Annotated in this window: 19 protein-coding genes; 5 read left to right on the top strand and 14 right to left on the bottom strand. The window is 64.8% G+C overall.

The genetic code is table 11. The features are described from left to right. Window positions 1-57: 57 nt before the first annotated feature. On the bottom strand, window positions 58-516 hold the full coding sequence (locus OTER_RS06335) for a VOC family protein (RefSeq protein ID WP_012374073.1): 459 nt from the start codon (window positions 514-516) through the stop codon (window positions 58-60). A gap of 762 nt (window positions 517-1,278) precedes the next feature. On the opposite strand from OTER_RS06335, the gene OTER_RS06330 reads away from it, so the two are divergent. Beyond that, window positions 1,279-2,268 carry a tyrosine-type recombinase/integrase gene (locus tag OTER_RS06330; protein WP_237702455.1) on the top strand — a complete coding sequence of 330 codons (990 nt, stop codon included), beginning with the start codon at window positions 1,279-1,281 and terminating at the stop codon, window positions 2,266-2,268. A 33-nt stretch (window positions 2,269-2,301) separates the two neighbouring features. Here the strand turns inward: OTER_RS06330 and OTER_RS06325 are convergent, their stop codons facing one another. Continuing rightward, window positions 2,302-2,754 (bottom strand): type II toxin-antitoxin system VapC family toxin, encoded by a 453-nt coding sequence (locus OTER_RS06325; RefSeq protein ID WP_012374071.1) that lies wholly within the window; start codon window positions 2,752-2,754, stop codon window positions 2,302-2,304. Next, window positions 2,751-3,068 (bottom strand): type II toxin-antitoxin system Phd/YefM family antitoxin, encoded by a 318-nt coding sequence (locus OTER_RS26395; RefSeq protein ID WP_083767637.1) that lies wholly within the window; start codon window positions 3,066-3,068, stop codon window positions 2,751-2,753. Before OTER_RS26395 ends, OTER_RS06325 begins: the two co-directional genes overlap by 4 nt. Window positions 3,069-3,562: 494 nt before the next feature. Between OTER_RS26395 and OTER_RS06315 the strand changes: the two genes are divergently transcribed. Next, window positions 3,563-3,937 (top strand): hypothetical protein, encoded by a 375-nt coding sequence (locus OTER_RS06315; RefSeq protein ID WP_148218031.1) that lies wholly within the window; start codon window positions 3,563-3,565, stop codon window positions 3,935-3,937. Window positions 3,938-4,886: 949 nt separating this feature from the next. Here the strand turns inward: OTER_RS06315 and OTER_RS26125 are convergent. Together OTER_RS26125 and OTER_RS23810 are read right to left on the bottom strand one after the other, a co-directional pair. Further along, a complete protein-coding gene (locus tag OTER_RS26125; RefSeq protein WP_158305372.1) occupies window positions 4,887-5,042 on the bottom strand; it encodes a hypothetical protein in 156 nt (51 codons plus the stop codon). 215 nt (window positions 5,043-5,257) lie between these two features. After that, window positions 5,258-5,590, bottom strand: a complete 333-nt coding sequence (locus tag OTER_RS23810) for a hypothetical protein (RefSeq protein ID WP_237702454.1) — start codon at window positions 5,588-5,590, stop codon at window positions 5,258-5,260. Between the two features lie 441 nt (window positions 5,591-6,031). Here OTER_RS23810 and OTER_RS06305 point away from each other — a divergent pair, with 441 nt between their 5' ends. Next, complete coding sequence (locus tag OTER_RS06305; protein WP_012374065.1) at window positions 6,032-6,727, top strand: hypothetical protein; 696 nt, start codon at window positions 6,032-6,034, stop codon at window positions 6,725-6,727. 124 nt (window positions 6,728-6,851) lie between these two features. Here the strand turns inward: OTER_RS06305 and OTER_RS06300 are convergent, their stop codons facing one another. The 9 genes from OTER_RS06300 to OTER_RS06260 all read right to left on the bottom strand — a co-directional run bounded on the left by OTER_RS06300 (window position 6,852) and on the right by OTER_RS06260 (window position 17,394). Then, a complete protein-coding gene (locus OTER_RS06300; RefSeq protein ID WP_012374064.1) occupies window positions 6,852-7,172 on the bottom strand; it encodes an ElaB/YgaM/YqjD family protein in 321 nt (106 codons plus the stop codon). Window positions 7,173-7,269: 97 nt separating this feature from the next. Beyond that, window positions 7,270-7,470 carry a DUF3185 family protein gene (locus OTER_RS06295; RefSeq protein WP_012374063.1) on the bottom strand — a complete coding sequence of 67 codons (201 nt, stop codon included), beginning with the start codon at window positions 7,468-7,470 and terminating at the stop codon, window positions 7,270-7,272. Between the two features lie 234 nt (window positions 7,471-7,704). Beyond that, window positions 7,705-8,295 (bottom strand): response regulator transcription factor, encoded by a 591-nt coding sequence (locus OTER_RS06290; protein WP_012374062.1) that lies wholly within the window; start codon window positions 8,293-8,295, stop codon window positions 7,705-7,707. Continuing rightward, the gene (locus tag OTER_RS06285; RefSeq protein WP_012374061.1) at window positions 8,292-9,425 is read right to left on the bottom strand and encodes a sensor histidine kinase; all 1,134 of its coding nucleotides are present in this window, start codon (window positions 9,423-9,425) and stop codon (window positions 8,292-8,294) included. The genes OTER_RS06290 and OTER_RS06285 overlap by 4 nt, the downstream gene beginning before the upstream one ends. 278 nt (window positions 9,426-9,703) lie before the next feature. Further along, window positions 9,704-11,161 (bottom strand): glycoside hydrolase family 130 protein, encoded by a 1,458-nt coding sequence (locus OTER_RS06280; RefSeq protein WP_044892216.1) that lies wholly within the window; start codon window positions 11,159-11,161, stop codon window positions 9,704-9,706. A 14-nt stretch (window positions 11,162-11,175) separates the two neighbouring features. Then, window positions 11,176-13,509, bottom strand: coding sequence for a glycosyltransferase (locus OTER_RS06275; protein WP_044892215.1), 2,334 nt, complete (start codon window positions 13,507-13,509; stop codon window positions 11,176-11,178). 218 nt (window positions 13,510-13,727) lie between these two features. Then, a complete protein-coding gene (locus OTER_RS06270; RefSeq protein ID WP_012374058.1) occupies window positions 13,728-15,449 on the bottom strand; it encodes a PAS domain-containing hybrid sensor histidine kinase/response regulator in 1,722 nt (573 codons plus the stop codon). Window positions 15,450-15,452: 3 nt separating this feature from the next. Then, a complete protein-coding gene (locus OTER_RS06265; protein WP_012374057.1) occupies window positions 15,453-17,009 on the bottom strand; it encodes an ATPase domain-containing protein in 1,557 nt (518 codons plus the stop codon). Then, a complete protein-coding gene (locus tag OTER_RS06260; protein WP_148218030.1) occupies window positions 16,993-17,394 on the bottom strand; it encodes a hypothetical protein in 402 nt (133 codons plus the stop codon). The genes OTER_RS06265 and OTER_RS06260 overlap by 17 nt, the downstream gene beginning before the upstream one ends. 433 nt (window positions 17,395-17,827) lie before the next feature. Between OTER_RS06260 and OTER_RS06255 the strand changes: the two genes are divergently transcribed. Beyond that, the gene (locus OTER_RS06255; RefSeq protein WP_012374055.1) at window positions 17,828-18,487 is read left to right on the top strand and encodes a hypothetical protein; all 660 of its coding nucleotides are present in this window, start codon (window positions 17,828-17,830) and stop codon (window positions 18,485-18,487) included. After that, window positions 18,484-18,645, top strand: coding sequence for a hypothetical protein (locus tag OTER_RS26120; RefSeq protein WP_012374054.1), 162 nt, complete (start codon window positions 18,484-18,486; stop codon window positions 18,643-18,645). Before OTER_RS06255 ends, OTER_RS26120 begins: the two co-directional genes overlap by 4 nt. The last annotated feature ends 45 nt before the right edge of the window (window positions 18,646-18,690 follow it).

The raw sequence follows: 18,690 nt of genomic DNA, 5'->3' as shown, positions 1-18,690 counted from the left end.
CCGGTAAAGGAACCGTCGCGCGCCGGCGTTCGTAACCTCACCGTCGCTGTGCGCGGCTCACTCCTTCGCGTCGTTGACCTCCAGCCAATAGCCGTCCGGATCGCGGAAATAGATCTGCTTCACGCCATCGGCTCGCAGCGTGACCGCGGAAGCCTGGCCCGCCCAGTTTTCGTAGGCGACGCCGGCGCGCGCGAGCCGCGGAATGAATTCCTCCACGGCAGCCACGGAGAAGCAGAGGTGCGTGTTCTTGTCCTTCGGCAGTTCGACGGTGGCGCCGGAGATGATGTGCAGGTGCGTCTTCGGGCCGATGAGGAACCACGTGTGCCGACCGTCGTGGAACGGCTCGGGAATCGTCTGCAGTCCGAGCACCTGTTGATAGAAGTCGGTGCTGGTTTTCAGGTCGCGCACGTAAAGCGCGATGTGATTGATCCGCGCGACGGGCGTATCGGCGGCATCGAGCAGTGCAGCGCCGCTGCCGAGCGCGAAGATCAGCCAGAAGAGGGAAACGCGTTTCATGCGAATCGGACACGGAGCATGGAATCGCCGCCGAAGCCAGTCGCGACCAAGCCTTAAGCCCCGTCGACCGCCCGCGTGTGCGTCATAGCAACCAGCGAGGAGCAGCACGTCCGCAATGGTCGCGGCTTGCGGCCAAGGCGTCAGAACCACCAACGCTGGAACGGTCGAAACAGGTAAACCCTTACAAATAGGCTCAGAGGCGACGTAAATCGTGGCCAAAGGGAAAACGACGTAACTCGTGGCCAAACCGGCCAACCGCGCTGTCGCTCATCAGTAATAATGGCCGCTTGAAAATCCATGGCGTCCCCACGGGGATTCGAACCCCGGTGTCCACAAAACACCTACGTGAGGGGCGCTCTCAGAGGTAAATCTATCGTCTGCGACATTGATTTTCGTCGGCTTTTGTCTTACCTTTGTCTTACCAAAAAAAGCGCCCAAAGTGGGGATCCCTCATGCGAGGTTGGGGGATTCGAGCAGGTGCCCTGCATGTAAACCAATTTAGCCGAGTTTTGCCGGTCCCAAGCGCCCGAGGTGCTCACGGCTTCACCATCGAACCCGAAGCGTGAGACCGGTGACCAATGAACCATGGCCTGCGTCTGGAGACATCCCAAGAGCCCATTCTGGTTCGCCCGTTTTAAGGCGTCGCCGGGCGTCTTCGTCAACCGCTCGACCAAGGAGACGAATCGCAAAAAGGCCGAAGAGGTCGCCCGGTCCTACGAAGAAGCCGGGCAAAGGTTGGGACGCGGGGAGCATCACATGCGCGTGATTCGCGACGTTGCCGCGAAATACTTCGAGAACACCGCGGCGGATGTGTCGTTCAAGACCTACACGGATATCTGGCTGAAGCGGAAGGCGACCGAGGAAGTGAGCCCGGGCACCCTCACCCGCTATCGCCAGATCGCGGAGGCGATGGGAGAGTTTCTGGGACCACGGATCGAACGAAACCTGGTTTTTCTCAGTGCGATTGAGGTCCAGACGTTCCGTGACTTGATCGGAGCGCGCCTGAGCGCGAAAAGTGCGAACATCTACCTTAAGACGCTCCGCATCCTGCTGGGCGAAGCGTGGCGCGACGGTCACGTGATCGAGAATGTCGCCAACAAAGTTAAGACGTTGAAAGTGCGCGAAAATCAAACCGCGCGCCGTCCCTTCACCACGACGCAGATCGAGATCCTATTGAGCCACGCGCCGGGTGAGTGGAAAGGGATAATCCTTTTCGGCTTCTACACCGCCCAGCGACTCGGGGATATTGCGAGTTTGTCCTGGAGCCAAGTGGACCTCGAAAAGGCGGTGGTTCATTTCAAAACGGCGAAAACGCATCGCACCGTTGAAGTGCCCCTTGCTGACCCGCTGCTCGCTTTTCTCAAACGCCTACCCGCACCTGAGCGAGCCACCGCTCCCGTCTTTCCCAAAGCCCACGCGATTGTCACCAAGGAAGGGCGGACCGGATCACTCTCGAATCAGTTCCACGAGATTCTCACCGCAGCCAAACTCGCCGAGAAACGCACGCACCATGCCGACGCGAAGGCGCCGACCGGGCGCAGCGGCAAGCGTCAGACCAGTGCGCTCTCGTTTCACTCGTTGCGCCATTCCGCAACCAGCGCTCTGAAGCGCGAAGGCGTCAATGACGCGACCGCGCGGGACATCGTCGGCCACGAGTCCCGGGCGATTTCGGAGCACTACACGCACATCGACACCGAAACGAAGCGACGGGCCATCGCGAAACTGCCGGTCTTGATCCAACCGGACCAATAGTTCAGCCGACGCTCGGAGCGGGAAAGGCTTGGCTTATGGTTTGGCCGCGAGACCCTCCGCGGCCGCAAGCTTTCGCTGGTTGGCGTCGAAAGAGAGCAGCTCGACCGCACCGAGGTGCATCGCGGTCGCAACGTGCAGCACGTCCATGAAACGATGGCCCCCGGCAATCGTATGCTGCGCGGAAATCCGCTCAGCGAGGTGGAAAACTTCAGTCCACTCTGTTGGCACCACCACCAATGCGCCGGCGTCGATGTTGGATTGAAGCTTCGCGAGCGCCTCAAGGCCCGTGTTCCGAGCATAGCCCTGAGTAGCGTCCTTGCTGTTTCGAAAAATCTGAAAGCGCACCGACTGGCGAAACTCCCCGAGCAATAATACGGAAACGTGCAACGGCTCCTTCATTCGGCGATAGTGGGCGATCGCCACTGCCGATGTGCTCTGAGCCACGTAGAGTGCGCAGAGAAACGAAGTATCCGGATAGGCGATCACGACTGGCTTCCCAGCTCGGCCTCGCGCATGGCCTGGACTTCATCGGAGGAGAATATCTTTTTGCCCCAGACGGAGCGAAGTTGGCTGACGAAGTCGATTTTGACGGGCTTGTTTGACGTGCCTTCGGCGGTCGCCGGAACCAGCCGCGCGAACCTCCGCCCGCGCTTAATAATCTCAACGGACTCGCCGTTTTCGAGCCACGCCGATACGCGACGGAAATGGTTGCGGAGGTCCGCGACCGTTGCGGTTCGATGCTTCATGATAGAAGAATCTATCACGGCGCACAAACGGGTCAAGCTCGCGGCCGGCTTCATGATGCCAAACTCGACTTAGCCTCCGGGTGGGCAAGAGCATCCAAATAGCCCATCAAGCTATCGTAGCTCACCAACCGAATGCCGCGGACTGCCCCTCGTTTCCGAATCACGACGCTCCTGACGGGAGGTTTGTGATCATTCGCCGGACAGGGGATCGTCAGTTCATTCAGTGTACCGCGAGAAAGCCCGGTGAACCGGCAGCGCGTGCCGGGAGCCGGCAGCCGGAGCCACTCCGGCTTGGTCGATTCGAACGCCGCCGAAGCCGGCGGTAGCGTGGTGGTCGTGTGCAGCATATCTTCCTCCTTGGGCCTCACCGTCTCACGGCGGCGCGCGGTCTCAAGGACGGGCTTCTGCTGAAATCGTCGGAGGTCGCCTACTGAATCCGCAGTAGGGTCGGTGCTGCGTTCTCAGCAGACCCGCACGCTTGTGTGCCGATGGTAGGCGGCACGATGGTTCCGCAAATCCAGCGTGAATCCGAAACCGGAGGCATCCACATGAATCATACGCTCACAACGGTGATGACGGAACCAGATCCCGCGACTTCGCATCGCTACCAGATCTATCGCCAGGCAAGGAACGGTCTGCACTACAGCCACGGCGGGGCCATCGACTCGCCGACCGACGCGGTCGCACTCTTCCTGCAAACCCCGCCGGCATTCGAAGGCGGTGAGGTGCGACTTTGGGATCACCATGCGCAGCGCAGCGTCGCATCGGCGGATTGGCACATAGAAACCACGCGCATTGGTTTCACGGTTCGCCGCCGCTCGAATGAATTTCAGGATCCAGCGCTCACCACCATCGCCAAGGGAATCGCCGAGCGCGAAGCACTTGCCCAGACCCTCTCTGCCGACGTTCGCATGACCATTTGACCAGCGGCGAGCCCTCCGCCGCGCGTGCACAAAAAGCCAAACCGCCAGACCACTGGCCTCTGATCATGAACAACGGGAATTCCGAAGCATCCCAACTCGACCCTTCGGCTCGCGCAGCGCGATCCGCACGTTCGCCTTCAAACCTCGACGAGCTTACCCGGCTGAAACACGAACTTCTTCAGGCCGAGGTTCGACTCGCAAAAGCCCGGGCGACCGCCGCCGGCGCTGAGATTGACATCAAGGTCCTGACCGGGCGGCTCAGGGCGTGCGCGAAATAGGATAGCTGAAAACACAGGCATCGCCCGCGCGGAAGATAGCGAGTCCTTCACACACCCAGGGTTGACGAACTCGCCATCGGTAGCACAGGAACCGAGACCGGCGCATGTTGGTAGTAACCCTGCATCCGCGGCGCAAGCTCGCCAAACCGAGCTATTCGCACAAGCAATCGCCACCCGCCGGATCCGGAAGATCAGCAGGCTGACGGTTGGACTTATTCCGCGCGAGCATAGGGGGCGGCCTGACGTGGCATTTCTCGTCTACCCGGACATCGCGATATTGTCGAGGCATGCACCGTCGTCCCTATGATCCCACCACTACAAATGGCGCCGAGCCGCCCGCCGCTGTCGCCGGTTCGACCTCTTATGCGGTGTGCGTCCTGCTCGCCACTTCGGAACAGCGCCGGGGAACCGACGCCGCGCGCTGCCGGTCGGCCCTGCTTCATGTGGAAACGGCTCGCCTGGTGCACCGCAGTCTACAGCGAGCCCTTGCGCGGCACCACACCGGCACGACCGCAGATGGCGGGGACCGCGGTTGGCCATTGCCAACCGTTGCGCTCGCCGGCACCGCGTCGGCTACTCCGGCTAGCGCCTCAGGCCACGCTGGCGGCCCGTGTTTCCCGGTGATAACAACGCGTCTCCCCGCCGACGGATTCGCGTTGGCCGTCGGCCGGCTATTTCCGACTCACCCGGACCCGAAAATGGTCCAGCACAAGCAGGACGCCAGCGATCAGCGCGAGCAGCCCGGTAATCCACATCGGGACGGAAAGCCCAAACAGCAGGTTTAGGCCGAAGACGATGAGAAAGAGTGCGAGGAAGAGAAAAGTCATAAATGGAATGGGTTACGGCCAGGCTCGGATTCGTGGGTCGCATTGACCAAATGTGATCTTAGCTCCGCCCCTGACATGCTGCCATGGGGTGTTGGCCTGCCGGGGGGCGACGCCGCACGTGCGCATGCATGGTGTGGTGCGATCACCGCAACGGGCCCGTCCGAAGCCGGACGGGTCCAGTCGATCACCGCGGCGAGAATGGGCCGCGTGCGCGCTCAGTTCCAGTAGCCTTCGGAGAACTTGTAAGCGTTGCCCTGCTGCTCCCAGCGGGGGGCCACCCACACCGCGCCCGAACTCGGGGGCAGTTCCCAGTGGCCGGCCATCCACTCATACCGATCATTGCGCCAGGTCCAGTAGCCGGCGAGCCACACGTGCTCCGACGATGGACGGGCCAGCACGACCTCCTGCTGGAGCGTCGGTGGTGACTGGGTCACAACCGTGGTGCTCATGACCGGGCTCGCCGAGGTGGTCACGTAGGCGGTGTTGCCCACGACCAGGGCCGGCGTTGCCACTGGCACTGGGCTCGTCGTGGTGGTGGTCGTCGTCACAGCACGGGTGGGCGACGGCGGAGGCGGGGCGGAAACCACATGTGACACTGGTTCGGAAACGCAGCCGGCGGTGAGGGCCAGGGCCCCGCCGACGACGAATGCGGGCGCAAGCTGACGCATCAAGCGAACGGCAGCCGACGCGGACAGCAGATGGAGAACGTTGTTTTTCACGTGCTCAAACTAGCCCTACGGCGCGCGTTCCGGTATGGGTTGTTATACTGAAAACGTTGGTGTCCCCCGGATCGCATCCCGCTGACCAACGCGGGGCCCCCGGGTTTGCCGGGCTCGGGGGATCGCTGGCCGACGATGGATGGGCCCGATCGGCAGGGTAACACCCCATTTCCGCACGAGGGTTTTGCGGCGATTTTTCCGGCACCAGAAAACTGATCATTTGATTTGTCCGGGCCCGCCAGCGCTCGCCGACGCCACGCCCTCACGCCCATGAACTCGACCGCGGCACTTACAGGTTCGCACCTCCGCACCTATCAAAAAATCTTCGAAAACCCCGCGTCGCGCGAGGTAGCGTGGAGCGACGTTCACAGCCTCTTTCGTCAGCTCGGCGCGGTGGAAATCAATCCGGACGGTGTTCTGACCGTGGCGCGCAATGGCCAATCGCTCATTCTGCACGCGCCGCACAGCCACGCCGTGGCCGACACCGCCGATTTGCTGTCCTTGCGTAATTTCCTCGCACGCTCGGAGCCGCCCGCGAAAGTCAACGGACGAGCCGCCCGGTGGTTGGTCGTCATCGCCCGCCATGAGGCTCGCATCTACCGTTCCGCCGGTCCACGCGCGGTCGCACAACTGATCCGGCCGCCGATGTCGGAGGAAACGTTCTGCCAGAGCTACAGCACGAGATACGGGTCTACCAGCCGACGCCAAGGCGAGCCCAGCAGCCTCTACGAGCCCGTCGCAGGCGTGCTGAGTGGCGCCGGACAGGTCTTCATATTCTGCGGCACCGGAACGAGCACGGAATTGGACCAGTTTACGACTTGGCTGCAGCAGCATCGTCCGGAACTGGCGAGGCGAATCGTGGGCTCACTCGTCGTGAACGAGCGCACCCTGTCCGAGGATCAGCTCCTCGCGAAAGCCCGGGTCTATTTCGCTCAGGTCAAGAGAGACTCGAGCAGCTTGCCGTAGTCCTGAGGTGCGAGCCACCGTTGGCAGCAGCACGGCCCGGACGGCGTTGGCGATCACCGTGCGGCGCCTCGCCGTTGGACAACGCCGACATGCGGCGCCGGCCACGAACTCCAACCGAGGGCGACTATCGGCTGTCGGAGCGTCGGGCGATCAGCGCGCCGAGGAGCATTCCGAGTCCCGCCGCGATGGCCAGGGATCGGTACGGATGGGCGCGAATGGCCTCGTCGGTGCCTTTGGCTCCGGCGGTGACCTTGTCCCGTGCGCCCGCGTAGAGTTCACCGAGCCGGGCCCGGCCCGTGGCTAATCGCGCCTGCAAGGCGCGAATGGCGTCCGCGGGTTTTTCCGACGAGGCGTCGGCGACCAAGGTGTGGGCCTCGGCCAACAGCTTTTTCAGTTTGCGGGTCGGTGCGCCCGAGGTGCGGGCTGCAGTTGCGGTGTGGTTCATAAAAGGGTGAGGGTTCGGGGAACCGGGGCGGAGCGCGGCCACGGCTCGGCTGTTTCGGATCAGAGTCGCCGGTGCAAGAACGCAGGGCAGCGAGAGTCTAGGTGGTGCGCCGGACCACGCCGGCCAATCCGAAGACGGCACACGCGACACCGCCGATGAGCAGCCACATCGTCCGGTCCGTCGGTGAGCTGGTGAAGAACCGGGAGAAACTGGAGCCGATCGAATCGAGCGCGGAGAGCCCGTAGATGATCAAGACGATTCCGGCAACCAAGAGCACAAGAGAGAAGAGTCGGTTCATAAAAGCAGGGCGCGGACCGCCAGGATCGGCTTCGATCATCGCCCCGGCACGCTAGTCCGAGGAGGGGCGGGCCGCTATGGGGTGAAGAGCGTATGGGCCCGCGCTTGCCCCGCGCTGCCGCGGCGCCCCGGGCGGGGGGTCAGATGATCGCCACATGCACGCGGTTTTCGATGAGGCCTTGGGCCATGGCGTAGCGGGTGAGTCCCGCCGTCTCATGGATGTTCAGCTTGTCCATCACCTGTGGCGGTGCTTTTCGACCGTCTTGATGCTGATACCCAGCACGCTGGCAATTTGCTTGTTTGCCTGCCCCTCCGCCACCAATTGGAGCACCTCGGTCTCGCGTGAGGTCAGTCGCGTGCCACTGGTCCTAGCGAGCCCATCGCGCCCCTGCGCCCGTTTTTGTCCGTCGACCATCCGCTTGGCGATCGCCGGGCTGTAAAACGCCTTCCCCCTGGCCACTTCGTGAATCGCCTTGGTGAGAATCTCCGCTGACGTCTGCTTCTCCAAAAAACCGGCGGCTCCGACGGCGATCATGCGTTCGATGTATTCGTCGTCGCTGTGCGCCGACAAAATGAGCACGCGCGCCGCGGCGTTGGCGTTCAGGATCTGCCGCGTCGCCTCCAGCCCGTTGAGCACCGGCATGGCAATGTCCATGACGACCACCTCCGGCCGCAACGTGGCGGTCAGTTCCACCGCCTCGCGCCCCGTCTCCGCCTGGCCGATCACCTCGAAGCTTCCTTCGGTCTCCAGCAAGGTGCACAGCCCCTGCCGCACGACGGCGTGGTCCTCGGCCAGCAAGACGGTGATCCTCTTCAGCGCGTTCATGCGCCCTCCTTCGGGTTGAACGGCACCTCCGCGCGCACGGTCGTACCGCGGCCGGGGGAGGATTCGATCGTGAGCGTTCCGCCTACCATTTCCACCCGCTCTCTCATGCCCAGCAACCCCAGCCGCCGGTTCGCACGGGACGACAGAGTCTTCTGCACCGCGAAGCCTTTTCCGTCGTCGTGCACGTCCAGGCGGATGCCACCGGCCACCTCGACGATGGTCAGGTCGACATGGCGGGCCCGCGCGTGCCGCGTGACATTGGTGAGCGCCTCCTGCGCCACGCGGTACAGCACCGTGCGCAGCGGCGCGTCCAGCGCCTCCACCGCCGCCGACGCCGTCAGCCGGACCTTCAGATTCCTCCGTGCGGCCATGGTCTTCATGGACGCGTGCAGCGCCGGAATGAGCCCGAGATCATCGAGTACGGCGGGGCGCAACTCGCGCGCGAACTGGTGCACGGCGTTGACGGATCTTGCCACCAGCCGTTGCGTCAGATCGATCTTCGCCTTCAAGCCCCGGATGCCGAGCGAAGCCGCCTTGCCCAGGGTCGCCAGCTGAACGTTTATCCCCACCAGCGTCTGGACCACCTCGCCATGCAGCTCCCGACTGATCTCGCGGCGTTCGTCTTCCTGCGCGGATAGTATCTGGCGAGTCAGGCGCTGGAGCTTCTTCTGCATGACCTCCGATTCCAGGAAGAGGCAACGGTAGTGCTCCTTGGCCTTTTCAACCGCGGCCTCCCCGGCTTTGCGGCGCTTCACTTCGCGGTTCAGCTGGCGATTGCCTTCGGCGAGCGCGGCCGCGTGCAGGCGCAGGGTCTCGGCGCGCTGCTGCAGGCGCTGGAAGGAAGCCCCGGTACCGCGATGCTGGTCCATGATCGGGAGCAGCGCGTCGGCAAAGAAATTCCCGGCCCGCTTCATCAAGCCGTTGCGGCTGTCGCCGAAATCATGCGTCGCCGCCAGCGCCATCAGCGACGCTTCGTGCATTCTGGCCAAGTCGAGCGCCTTCAAGCCCGCGCTCGCGAACTCGCGGCCAATCCCAGGCGTCGGCCTTCCCCTGCGCGCATGACGGCGCCGCAGATGGCTGCGCAGCGCCGCCAGGTAGCGTGAAAGTTTCCGTGTCTTTTGAGTGTTCATTGACCAAGTCACCGTCGTCTTCTTCCCTCCCCCACACAGGATCGTCGACGCAGTTGCCGGTCCCGGCCCCGTTCCGGAGAAGTCGTTTCCCGGCCGGCCCTCGACTGGAGTCAACTAGACGCCTCCGGGGGCGGAATTGCGATGGGGTGGAGACCTACTTTTGCCGTCACTTTGCCTCGTGACTCACGCAAATGGCGCGCCCATGCCCACCGCTGGTTCCACGCCGCGCCGCGTCAATCTCCGCCGGGGCGCAACGGACGAACCATCACCGCGGGCGGCTACGCCATTCGCGCGAGCACGGCATCGAGCGAGACCGTGGCGAAACGCGTCGCAAAATCCGACACGGCATACGGAACAATCAGCTCCCGCCCGTGCAGCAGGGCGCCGCAGGAATACACGACGTTGGGCACGTAGCCCTCGCGTTCGTCCTCAGTCGGCGTGATGAGCGGTTCGCGGAGCCGGCCAAGTACCTTCGTGGGATCGTGCCGATCGAGCAGCACGGCACCGATGGAATACTTGCGCATGGCCCCGACGCCATGGGTCAACAGCAGCCAGCCCTGCTCGGTTTCGATCGGCGAACCGCAGTTGCCGAGCTGCACGAACTCCCAGGGAAACATCGGCTTCAGGAGCAGCGTCGCCGATCGCCAGAAGTGGCGGTCGGCGGAAAACATCAGAAAGATGTTTTCGTTGTCCTGCCGCGACAGCATCGCGTAACGGCCGCCCAGCTTGCGTGGGAAAAGCGCCATGCCCTTGTTCTGCACCGCGGCGCCGCTCAGCGTGGTGACGGTAAAATCGAGAAAGTCGGGCGTCTCGAGGAGCTGCGGGTGCGTGGCCCGACCGTCGTAGGCCGTGAAGGTCGCAAAGTACGTTCGCGTGCCGTCGTCGTTCTGAAACTGCACGAACCGCGCATCCTCGATGCCGTTGCTCTGACTCGGCGAGCGCGGAAAGATCACGCGTTCCGACATGCGTTGCCCGGCCGGGAACCGCACCTGATAGTTCGAGAGCGCGTGCGTGATCATCGCACGGCCCGCCACCTCGCTCGCCGCGCGATCGGTCGCGTCCATCTGATCCTGCACCTGCGCCACGGCGGCGCGCAGCTCCGCGAGCGTAAACGTCTCGCCGAGCACCGCCAGCGCTCGCCGCGTGAACTCGCCGGCGAGTCCGAGTTCCGCGAGCTGTTGCTCGAACCGGCTCCTGGGATACGCCGTGTCGTCGACCAACGGGGGCTCCGTGACGAAACGCGTCGGCGGGTTAATGCAGATCTGGTGATCCGCGTCGACCACGCCGGTGCGAAACGTGATCGACGAGACGTGTCCCTCGCCGGTGGCGCGCAGGCTCAGCACAAAGCGCAGCGCCCCCGGCGGCAGTTCGGTCTGATCCGGATGCGGCACGATCGACGGGTTGAACAGCGCCGCCGCCTCGAGCGAATACTCATGCGTGAAGTACGAGCCGATCACCAGGCGCTGCGCCTCGGAGGGTTCGCGGTCGGTCGCCAGGTAGCGGCGGACGAACTCGAAGCGCGCGAGAAAGAGCTCCCGGGTTTTCTTGTGCCGACCGGAGAACTCGGTGAGCACCTGGCCGAGCAGCGCCTCGATCTCGGCTTCCGGGAGTGCCTGCAGATGGGCGATGATCCGCCCGATCCGCTGCTCGCTCGCGGGCGTAAACGGCCGGATCAGCACGCGCGCGCAATCGGGATTGAGGAAGATGTCCGTGCGCTTGACGAGCGAAGCCAGCATGGTTGGGACGGTCATCACGCCGCGCCGGCCGCGACGGCCGTGGACGGCTCAAAATCGGTCAGATCGTTGTGCGTGAGCTGCAGCTCGGCCAGGGCGAGATGAAACGCCAGGGTCGATTCGGCCCCCTGATTTTCATTCACCCGGTCCGCATGCAACGCGTCGCGACAACCGCCGGTCTTGGCGTCGTAGAGCATCAAGCCGAGATCGTTGCGACCGAGAAACCATTCGAACACGCGGTGAGCCTGCCGGAGCCACGAGCGATCCGCCGTGGCATGAAACGCGCCAATGCAGGCCGCGACCGTGGCCTGGACCTCGATCGGCTGCTGGTCGAAGAACGCCCGCGGGCGGTCGCGATGAAAGAAGCCGTCCGAACCGATCGGCTGAAAATGGCCGTTGGTCGCCGTCTGGATTCGCATCAGCCAGCCCAGGGCGCGCAGACCGGTTTCCTGCACCGCTTTTTGTGCCATCGCGCCGCCGCTGAGGATGAGCGCATGCGCGACGCGCGCATTGTCATACGTGGCATCATCCGCCAGCCAGAACCAGTCGCCCCGGGCGTGCTCGGCAAACCGCGTCATCAGCCGGTCGACCAGCACCGCTCGAATCTCGCCCGCGCGGCTGTCGCCCGGCTGGCGTTGCAGGTAGGCGTGGATTCCGAGCAGAGCAAACGCCCACGTGCGCGGATGCACCAGATCCACCACGGCCGGCAGCGCCGCCTCAAAGAGCTGCCCGGCCAGGAGCTGCAGGCTGCGATCGCGCGCGTGCCCGGCACACACGCCCAGCGCCCAGAGCGCCCGCCCATGGGAGTCTTCCGAGCCCACGTCTTCGAGCCAGCGCCGGTCGTAACTCATGAAATTGCGAAATCGTCGAGTGCCCGGATGCAGCCCGTGCGCGAGAAAGGCCGTGTAGCTCGTCGCCAGTGACTCAATGGCCGGCGTCGATTGCCCGAGTGACTCCCACAGCAGCGTCAGCATGAGCGCGCGCGCATTGTCATCCGTGCAATACCCGTGCGCGAAGTTGGGCACGGAGAAAAGGGCGTGCTGCAGCATGCCGGTCGAATCGCTCATCCTCAGCACATGGTCGGGCTTGAAGGCGGGCAACTGCATCGGTTCCTGCGCGAGCGTGCGCAGCAGGAAGGCCTGCCGGTGCTTTGCCGCGTGCTGCGCCCGGGCCCGCTCGAAGCTCTCCCCGTAGTGCTCGGCCGCCCGGCTCCAGATCATCTCGCGGCCCAGCAGGTGGGCGCGTCGCCGCAGCTCCAGTCGCGCGGGCTCGTCGCGCAGCAGGTCGCAAACGCTCCGGGCGATGGCTGGCGCGTCGGCGAACGGCACCAGCACGCCGCGGCCGTCGGCGAGGAGCTCCGCCGCATGCCAGTACGGCGTCGAGATCACCGCCTTGCCCGCCCCGAAGGCATACGCCAGCGTGCCGGACACGATCTGCTGCTCGTTCAGGTAGGGCGTGACGTACACATCCGCCGCGCCAATGAACTCCTTCAGCTCCGGCAGATCGACAAACCGGTTGTAGAAGATCACGTGCTGCTCGACGCCGTTTTTCTTCGCCAGCCGTTCCAGGCCGAGCCGGTAGGCCTCGCCCTGATGGCGCAGCAGATTCGGATGCGTCGCGCCGAGGACCAGATAGACGACCTGCGGAAACTCGGCGATGATCACCGGCAGGGCGTTGAGCACGTGTTCAATGCCCTTGTTGGGCGACAACAATCCAAACGTGAGCAACACCAGCCGCCCCTCCACCGCGAACAGCTCCTTGTAGCGATCGGGTTCCTCGAGCGGCACGTCATGAATCCCGTGCGCGATGAGATCGATCTTCTCGGCCGGCGCCGCGTACCTTTCCCGCAGGAACGTGCGCCCGCGCTCCGTCATCACCACGAGCCGATCGGAAACCTTGATCAACGCGTCCATCACCCGCCGCTGCTCGGGGCCGGGATCGCGCAAAACCGTGTGCAGCGTGGTGACGATCGGCATCTTCAGCGCTCGGAGCAGTGTCAGCAGGTGTCCGCCCGCGCTGCCGCCAAAGATGCCGAACTCGTGTTGCACGCACACGACATCGACGTCGCGGTGATTCAGATACTCCGCGGCGCGCTCGTAACTCGCGAGGTCCTGTTCGCTGATCTCGCACACGACGGCCGGCGGATATGCGTACGGCCCGGCGGCGTCGTTCATCGCGATGACCAGGCAGGCTGACTCGCCGCGTTGCAGCGCGACGGCGTGTCGCAGGTCGTGCGTGAACGTCGCGATCCCGCATTTCCGCGGGAGGTAGGTGCCGATGAAGGCGACTTTCCGCGCCAGAAACGGAGCCCTCACAGGGGCGGTGCCGTCCGGCGAGAGAGAAGAGGGCAGGTCGATCAAGAGGGGTGAAAGGCCGGGACTCGGCAGCGTTGGGTTCCAGCCCAAGCCTCGGCGGGCGCGCGCAGCCTAAGCCACGATTGGAGAAAACGCGACGTCGATCGTGCGCGGAGACCGACCCAGCGACGCCGCAGCGCCGGCCTTCACCTCATCCGTCGCGGCGGACCCATTTCGGCCGCAGATTCAGACCTGTCTCTCCCGATCGGGAACCCTCATTTCTCGCAGGCTTGAATGGACGCGATCGTCGCGCGCAGTTCGGCGATCGCCACAGGCTTGGTCAGATGGGCGACACAGCCCGCCTCGCGCGCCTGGATCAAGTCCGCCTCCCTGCCGTAGCCACTCAGCGCAATCCCCCGCAGACCGTGACGCGCACGGAGGGTTTTCATCAACTCGAGCCCGCTCCCATCCGGCAGTCCGATATCTGACACCACGCAGTCGAACTCCCCCACTTCAGCCGCCTTCACGGCCTCGGCCGCCGTGCCGACCGCCACGATGGTGTGTCCGTCCCGCCGCAGCAGCCGCGAGACCGCGTTGAGGGTGGCCGCGTGATCTTCCACCAACAGCAGGCGCAGCCGCGTGGCCGGCCCGACCGCCCCAGCCGGAGCCGGAAGACGATGGTTCGCCGCAACCGAACCGGACGCCGGTTCGGTGAAGGTGTGATTCCGCGGGAGTTCGACCACGAAGGTCGAGCCGCGATTCAGCCCGGCGCTGTGAGCCGCGATCCGACCGCCGTGCATGGCCACGACGGCCTGGGCAATCGAAAGCCCCAGTCCGAGTCCGCCGGTGGCCGTATTCCCCGTCCCGCCGCCTTGGTCGAACGGCACGAAGATCCGATCAAGGCACGACGGATCGATGCCGATCCCGGTGTCGCTGACCTCAATCCGCAGGCAATCCTGTCCGGCCGGTCCGGTGTCGTCGCGCGTCGCGATCGAGATTTTGCCGCCGGACGGGGTGAAGCGGACGGCGTTGCGCAGCAGATTCCAGATGACCTGCTGAAGCCTCGCCGGATCGCCGATCAGGTCGCCGGCGCGCGCCGCGAAGTTGCACTCGACCGCGATGTTCTTGTGCCGCGCATCGGGCTGCACGATCTCAACGGCATAACCAATCAAGATCGCGACATCACAGGATTGGAGGCGCAGTTGCAGCTTGCCATGCGCGATCCGGGTCACGTCGAGCAGATCGTCGATCAGCCGGGCCTCCAGCGCGATGTTCCGCTCGATCATGGCGAGTTCCTCCCGCACGTCGGCGGGGAACCGTGGGTCCTCCCGCAGCGAGGCCGCGGTGATGAGAACCGGCGTCAGCGGGGTCCGCAGTTCGTGCGAGAGGGCCGCAAAGAAACCGTCCTTGGCCTGGCTGGCCCGCTCGGCGGCCAGTTGGGCGAGCTTCAGCTCCGCATTCGCGGCGCTCAAGGCAGCCGCGGTCCGCTGGCGTTCCGCCACCTCGGCCGCCAGATTCGCATTCAGCTTCTCCGCGGCCTCCCGGAGATCGTGCTGCCGCAGCCCGCTGATCAGCAGGGCCTCGTTCATCGCCGACAGGGTCGGATGGGAATCAGGCGCCTTCGTCAGCTGGATGACCACGCGTTCCGGGCGCGCCCCCGGCCCCAGCGCCGGCCACATCGCATAGAGCCAGTAAACGGGCGTGGGCGCGGCGTGATCCAGCTCAACGTGGGTCTCGCATTCACCCGTTCGGTACACCCGGTCGAGCAGCGGCACACACTGATCGCCGTTGCGCACGATCTCCGCAAAGCGTTTCCCGATGAGGTCGCCCCGGCGCGCCTGCAACAGCCGGCAAAACGCCGCATTGACGAAGCACACGACGTGGTCCGGCCCCTCGACCTCAACCATCGCCAAGGGGGCATACTCGATCACCGGTGCGGCCAGGCTGGGTGGCGCGCACGCCTGACCAGCGCTCGTGGGGGAGGTCGTCGGTTCCATGGTTCAGCGGCTGGCCTTCGGTTCCGGAGCCTGCTCTTTTCGCGCTCCCACTCGCTGTGGCAAACCTCCGGTCAGACCCGTGTAATCGGTGTGCCGGGGGCTCACGAGCAGCAGGCCCGTTTCGCTGATGACGTACTCGCGAATGTCCTTGCTGTGATTGCCACCGCGCATCTTCACCACGGCGAGAATCTTCCTGAGCTGTCCGTCAATCTCGACGTACCGCAGGCGGATGATGTCGTCGGTCAGGAACGAAATGGCGTAATGGCTGAATTGGAACGAGGTGAACGAGTCCTCGATCTCCACGGTACTCAGGACGGTGACGCCAGCGCCCGTGAGCGCCGCGATCATCCGGTAGAGCGACTCGCGAAAATCGGCACGGAAGCCGGGCGCCAGCGCCATCTCGAAGCCGACGAGCGAGTCGATGACCAGTCGCTGCGCTCCCGTCCGCTTCACGGCGTCCAGGATCTCCTGCATCGTCTCGTCCACCGACAGGTCCAGCGGCCGCAGGTAAAGAATTTCGAGGGTGCCGGCGTCGAGCGCCGGCTGGAAATTCAGGCCCAGGCTGGCCGCGCGGCGCGCGTACCCGGCCGGGCGCTCCTCGAACACCACGATGATGCCCGCCTCGCCAGCCTGCAGGCCCGTGTCGATGAACTGGGTCGCCAGCACCGACTTCCCCGTGCCCGACGGACCGGCGATCAGCACGCTGTCACCTTCGAGGATGCCGCCGCCCATCAGCGTGTCCAATTCGACCACACCCACCGAGAGCCGCCGGTTGCCCGAGCGTTTCCCCTTGGCCCCGACCAAGCCCATCGTCCGCGAAAACGCCTGCAGCCCGTAACTCCCGATCCGAAACGTGTGCAGGCCCGGCACCGACGCCTGGCCGCGCAGCTTGATGACCTGGAGCTTTCGCACCACGGAGTTCCGCTCGACGATCTGGGACAGCCACAGCAGCCCGTCCGCCACCGTGAAGACCGGGTTGTCGCGCATCTCTCCCTCCGTGTATTCGCCCACCAGGAACGTGGTCGCCTGGAAACTCGTCAGCAACATCGCGAGCCGCTGCACGAACGCCTGCAGCTCCATTTCGGCCCCGTCGTGCGCCGGGATTTTGCGCAACACCGTACGAAACGAATCCACCACGACCACGCCGGGGTTGGCCGCCACCACCTGCTGGGTGATCTCCTTCAACACGCCGTCGAGATCCTGTTCGAGCAGCACCTCGCTCAGGTTGATGAAGCGGATCGCCGTCCCCATCTTCGTCTCGTCGAAGAACGAGTACTGCTGCTGGTAGCGCAGCATCTTGAGCGCGGGTTCGCCGAGCACGGTGAAATAGAGCGCCGGCCGCTCCGCCGTCGCGTTGGCGAAGGCGATCTGATGCGCGAGCGTCGTTTTCCCGCAGCCCGGCGTGCCGGCAATCAGGTTGAACGAATACTCCGGCAGTCCGCCGCCGAGAATCTCGTCGAGTCCGCGCACGCCGGTGGGCAGCTGCCGAATGGCGACTTTGCCCGCGGGACGAGGTTTGGTGGGCACCGTGCGGGAACTGCGGTCAGCTCTTTTCTTCATGGGAATTCTCTCGTGGGTTTACCTCGTCGAGTGCTGCCTCCGGCCAGATCTCCTGCACCAGGCGGCGCGTCAGAGTTTCGCCGATAAACGTGACCAATAGCTGGAGCAACTGGCCGACGAGGGCGGTGGCCGCCCGCGCCGCCTCTTCCGTGCTCAGCGCCGCCTCCTTCTCGGTCGACCACTGCAATTCCCCGTCACTCTTGATCTGCACCTCCGCCAGCCAGGGGGCCTCCGCCTTCGCGAGCACCCAGGCGCGGCTCAAGAGCGACCGGAAGCCCACCGCCCCCGCCAGCGTCGACAATGGGAGTCTCAGCTTTCCGCATACGCGAAACCCTGCACGCGCCACCGTGTCGCGCGGCTCACCGGATCGTTCCGCGGCGATCAAGCGGGAAGCCCGGATTGGCATGTCGATCGTGGAACGAGAGGGCGAGGTGTCCCGCCGAAGAACGCTCCCGTTGGGATACACAAGCCAGCGCGCAGCATCATGGGTCGACGGGCAGCGGGGCCCGACGGTCGGCCGCCCGCGGCCTCGCTCTTTTTTGCGTCCCTCCTGTGACGGGCGTGCTCCATGCGGTAGGTGTGCTTCATGCGGTAGGCGTGCGATGTCCGCTGCCGACGTGGCATCTCCGAGATGCAGCGGGACAGAGAAGCGGGGAGAGAGGAGGCACCATACTGGCGGAACCGGTATCCCGCAACGGAATTCGCGGCGACGGCCGACGCCATCAACCAAGTCGACCCAGGCAACAGACTTCAGACAATCAGTGTTATATCGGACCCGCCCGCTCGCTTACCGCTGATTCCGGTCGTAGGTTCGCGCAATGCATCTCCTCAAGACTCTGGCGGATACGCAACCGCAGGCCCCGTCGTCGCGCCGCAGCTCACACGATCGTGGCAGCGATACGGCCCAGCCATCGCTCGCCAGCGGCTTCGGCGCCGTGCTGGATCACGAACGAGATCTTCAGCAAGCGATCGAGGCCTACCTTCGCGTTGACGACAGCGTCTACGCGACGTCGCTACATCACGTCGTGCGTGAGCAGCGGGCCCGAGTCGGCCGCAACATCGCGCTGCTGGAGCAGCGATATGAAGCCGTTCCTCGCCCGGAACGCGGGCGTGACCGCCGCGGACGCAGCGCAGCGAGCATTTCCGCAGTCGCCGACTTCCGCGCGGATCCGCTCCGGCAGCTGATCGTCCAGCATGAGAATCTTCTCACGGACATTGCGGCGCTGGTGGTCGGTCGGGCCGACGGTCAGCGCGGTGAACTCATTCTCGCCGAAGTCGCCCGCAGCCACGAAGAGATGGCGGGGACGTTGATGGACCTCGCGTTCCCCGAGACCAGCTTGCGTGACGCACCGCCGGCGCCGGCCGTCGCGAATTTCGAAGTCGCCGGCTCGGCCGTGGGAGGATGGCGGCGCGACCCCGCGCTTCCCGCGCCAGGCCAGCCGGATTCTCCCGTCGCTCAACGGGCGGCCCAGCGATGACGAAGGTCACGATCATATTCGCCGTTCTTGCGGTGCTCAGCACGGCGCTCAGCATGGCCGGATTCCTGCCGGCGCTCCTGCCGCAAACGCTGGTGGCGCTCACGCTATGTGGGGCCCTCTTCAACGTGATCGGCCAGGGCGAGCGGCACCCGCTCTGAAGGCACGATCCGCGTCCCCGTAATTGCGGCGGTCCCTCGTCGCTT

The organism is Opitutus terrae PB90-1, assembly GCF_000019965.1.
In the GTDB taxonomy this organism is placed as follows: Bacteria; Verrucomicrobiota; Verrucomicrobiia; order Opitutales; family Opitutaceae; genus Opitutus; species Opitutus terrae.
The sequence above is the reverse complement of the archived record's forward strand: the minus strand, read 5'-3'. Positions and strand labels throughout refer to the sequence as shown.

What these genes read in the sequence shown, in the direction of transcription:
- OTER_RS06335 (WP_012374073.1), bottom strand. Translation starts at nt 516, where the DNA reads ATGAAACGCGTTTCCCTCTTCTGGCTGATCTTCGCGCTCGGCAGCGGC.
- OTER_RS26395 (WP_083767637.1), bottom strand. Translation starts at nt 3,068, where the DNA reads ATGAAGCCGGCCGCGAGCTTGACCCGTTTGTGCGCCGTGATAGATTCT.
- OTER_RS06315 (WP_148218031.1), top strand. Translation starts at nt 3,563, where the DNA reads ATGAATCATACGCTCACAACGGTGATGACGGAACCAGATCCCGCGACT.
- OTER_RS26125 (WP_158305372.1), bottom strand. Translation starts at nt 5,042, where the DNA reads ATGACTTTTCTCTTCCTCGCACTCTTTCTCATCGTCTTCGGCCTAAAC.
- OTER_RS06305 (WP_012374065.1), top strand. Translation starts at nt 6,032, where the DNA reads ATGAACTCGACCGCGGCACTTACAGGTTCGCACCTCCGCACCTATCAA.
- OTER_RS06300 (WP_012374064.1), bottom strand. Translation starts at nt 7,172, where the DNA reads ATGAACCACACCGCAACTGCAGCCCGCACCTCGGGCGCACCGACCCGC.
- OTER_RS06295 (WP_012374063.1), bottom strand. Translation starts at nt 7,470, where the DNA reads ATGAACCGACTCTTCTCTCTTGTGCTCTTGGTTGCCGGAATCGTCTTG.
- OTER_RS06290 (WP_012374062.1), bottom strand. Translation starts at nt 8,295, where the DNA reads ATGAACGCGCTGAAGAGGATCACCGTCTTGCTGGCCGAGGACCACGCC.
- OTER_RS06285 (WP_012374061.1), bottom strand. Translation starts at nt 9,425, where the DNA reads ATGAACACTCAAAAGACACGGAAACTTTCACGCTACCTGGCGGCGCTG.
- OTER_RS06280 (WP_044892216.1), bottom strand. Translation starts at nt 11,161, where the DNA reads ATGCTGGCTTCGCTCGTCAAGCGCACGGACATCTTCCTCAATCCCGAT.
- OTER_RS06270 (WP_012374058.1), bottom strand. Translation starts at nt 15,449, where the DNA reads ATGGAACCGACGACCTCCCCCACGAGCGCTGGTCAGGCGTGCGCGCCA.
- OTER_RS06265 (WP_012374057.1), bottom strand. Translation starts at nt 17,009, where the DNA reads ATGAAGAAAAGAGCTGACCGCAGTTCCCGCACGGTGCCCACCAAACCT.
- OTER_RS06255 (WP_012374055.1), top strand. Translation starts at nt 17,828, where the DNA reads ATGCATCTCCTCAAGACTCTGGCGGATACGCAACCGCAGGCCCCGTCG.
- OTER_RS26120 (WP_012374054.1), top strand. Translation starts at nt 18,484, where the DNA reads ATGACGAAGGTCACGATCATATTCGCCGTTCTTGCGGTGCTCAGCACG.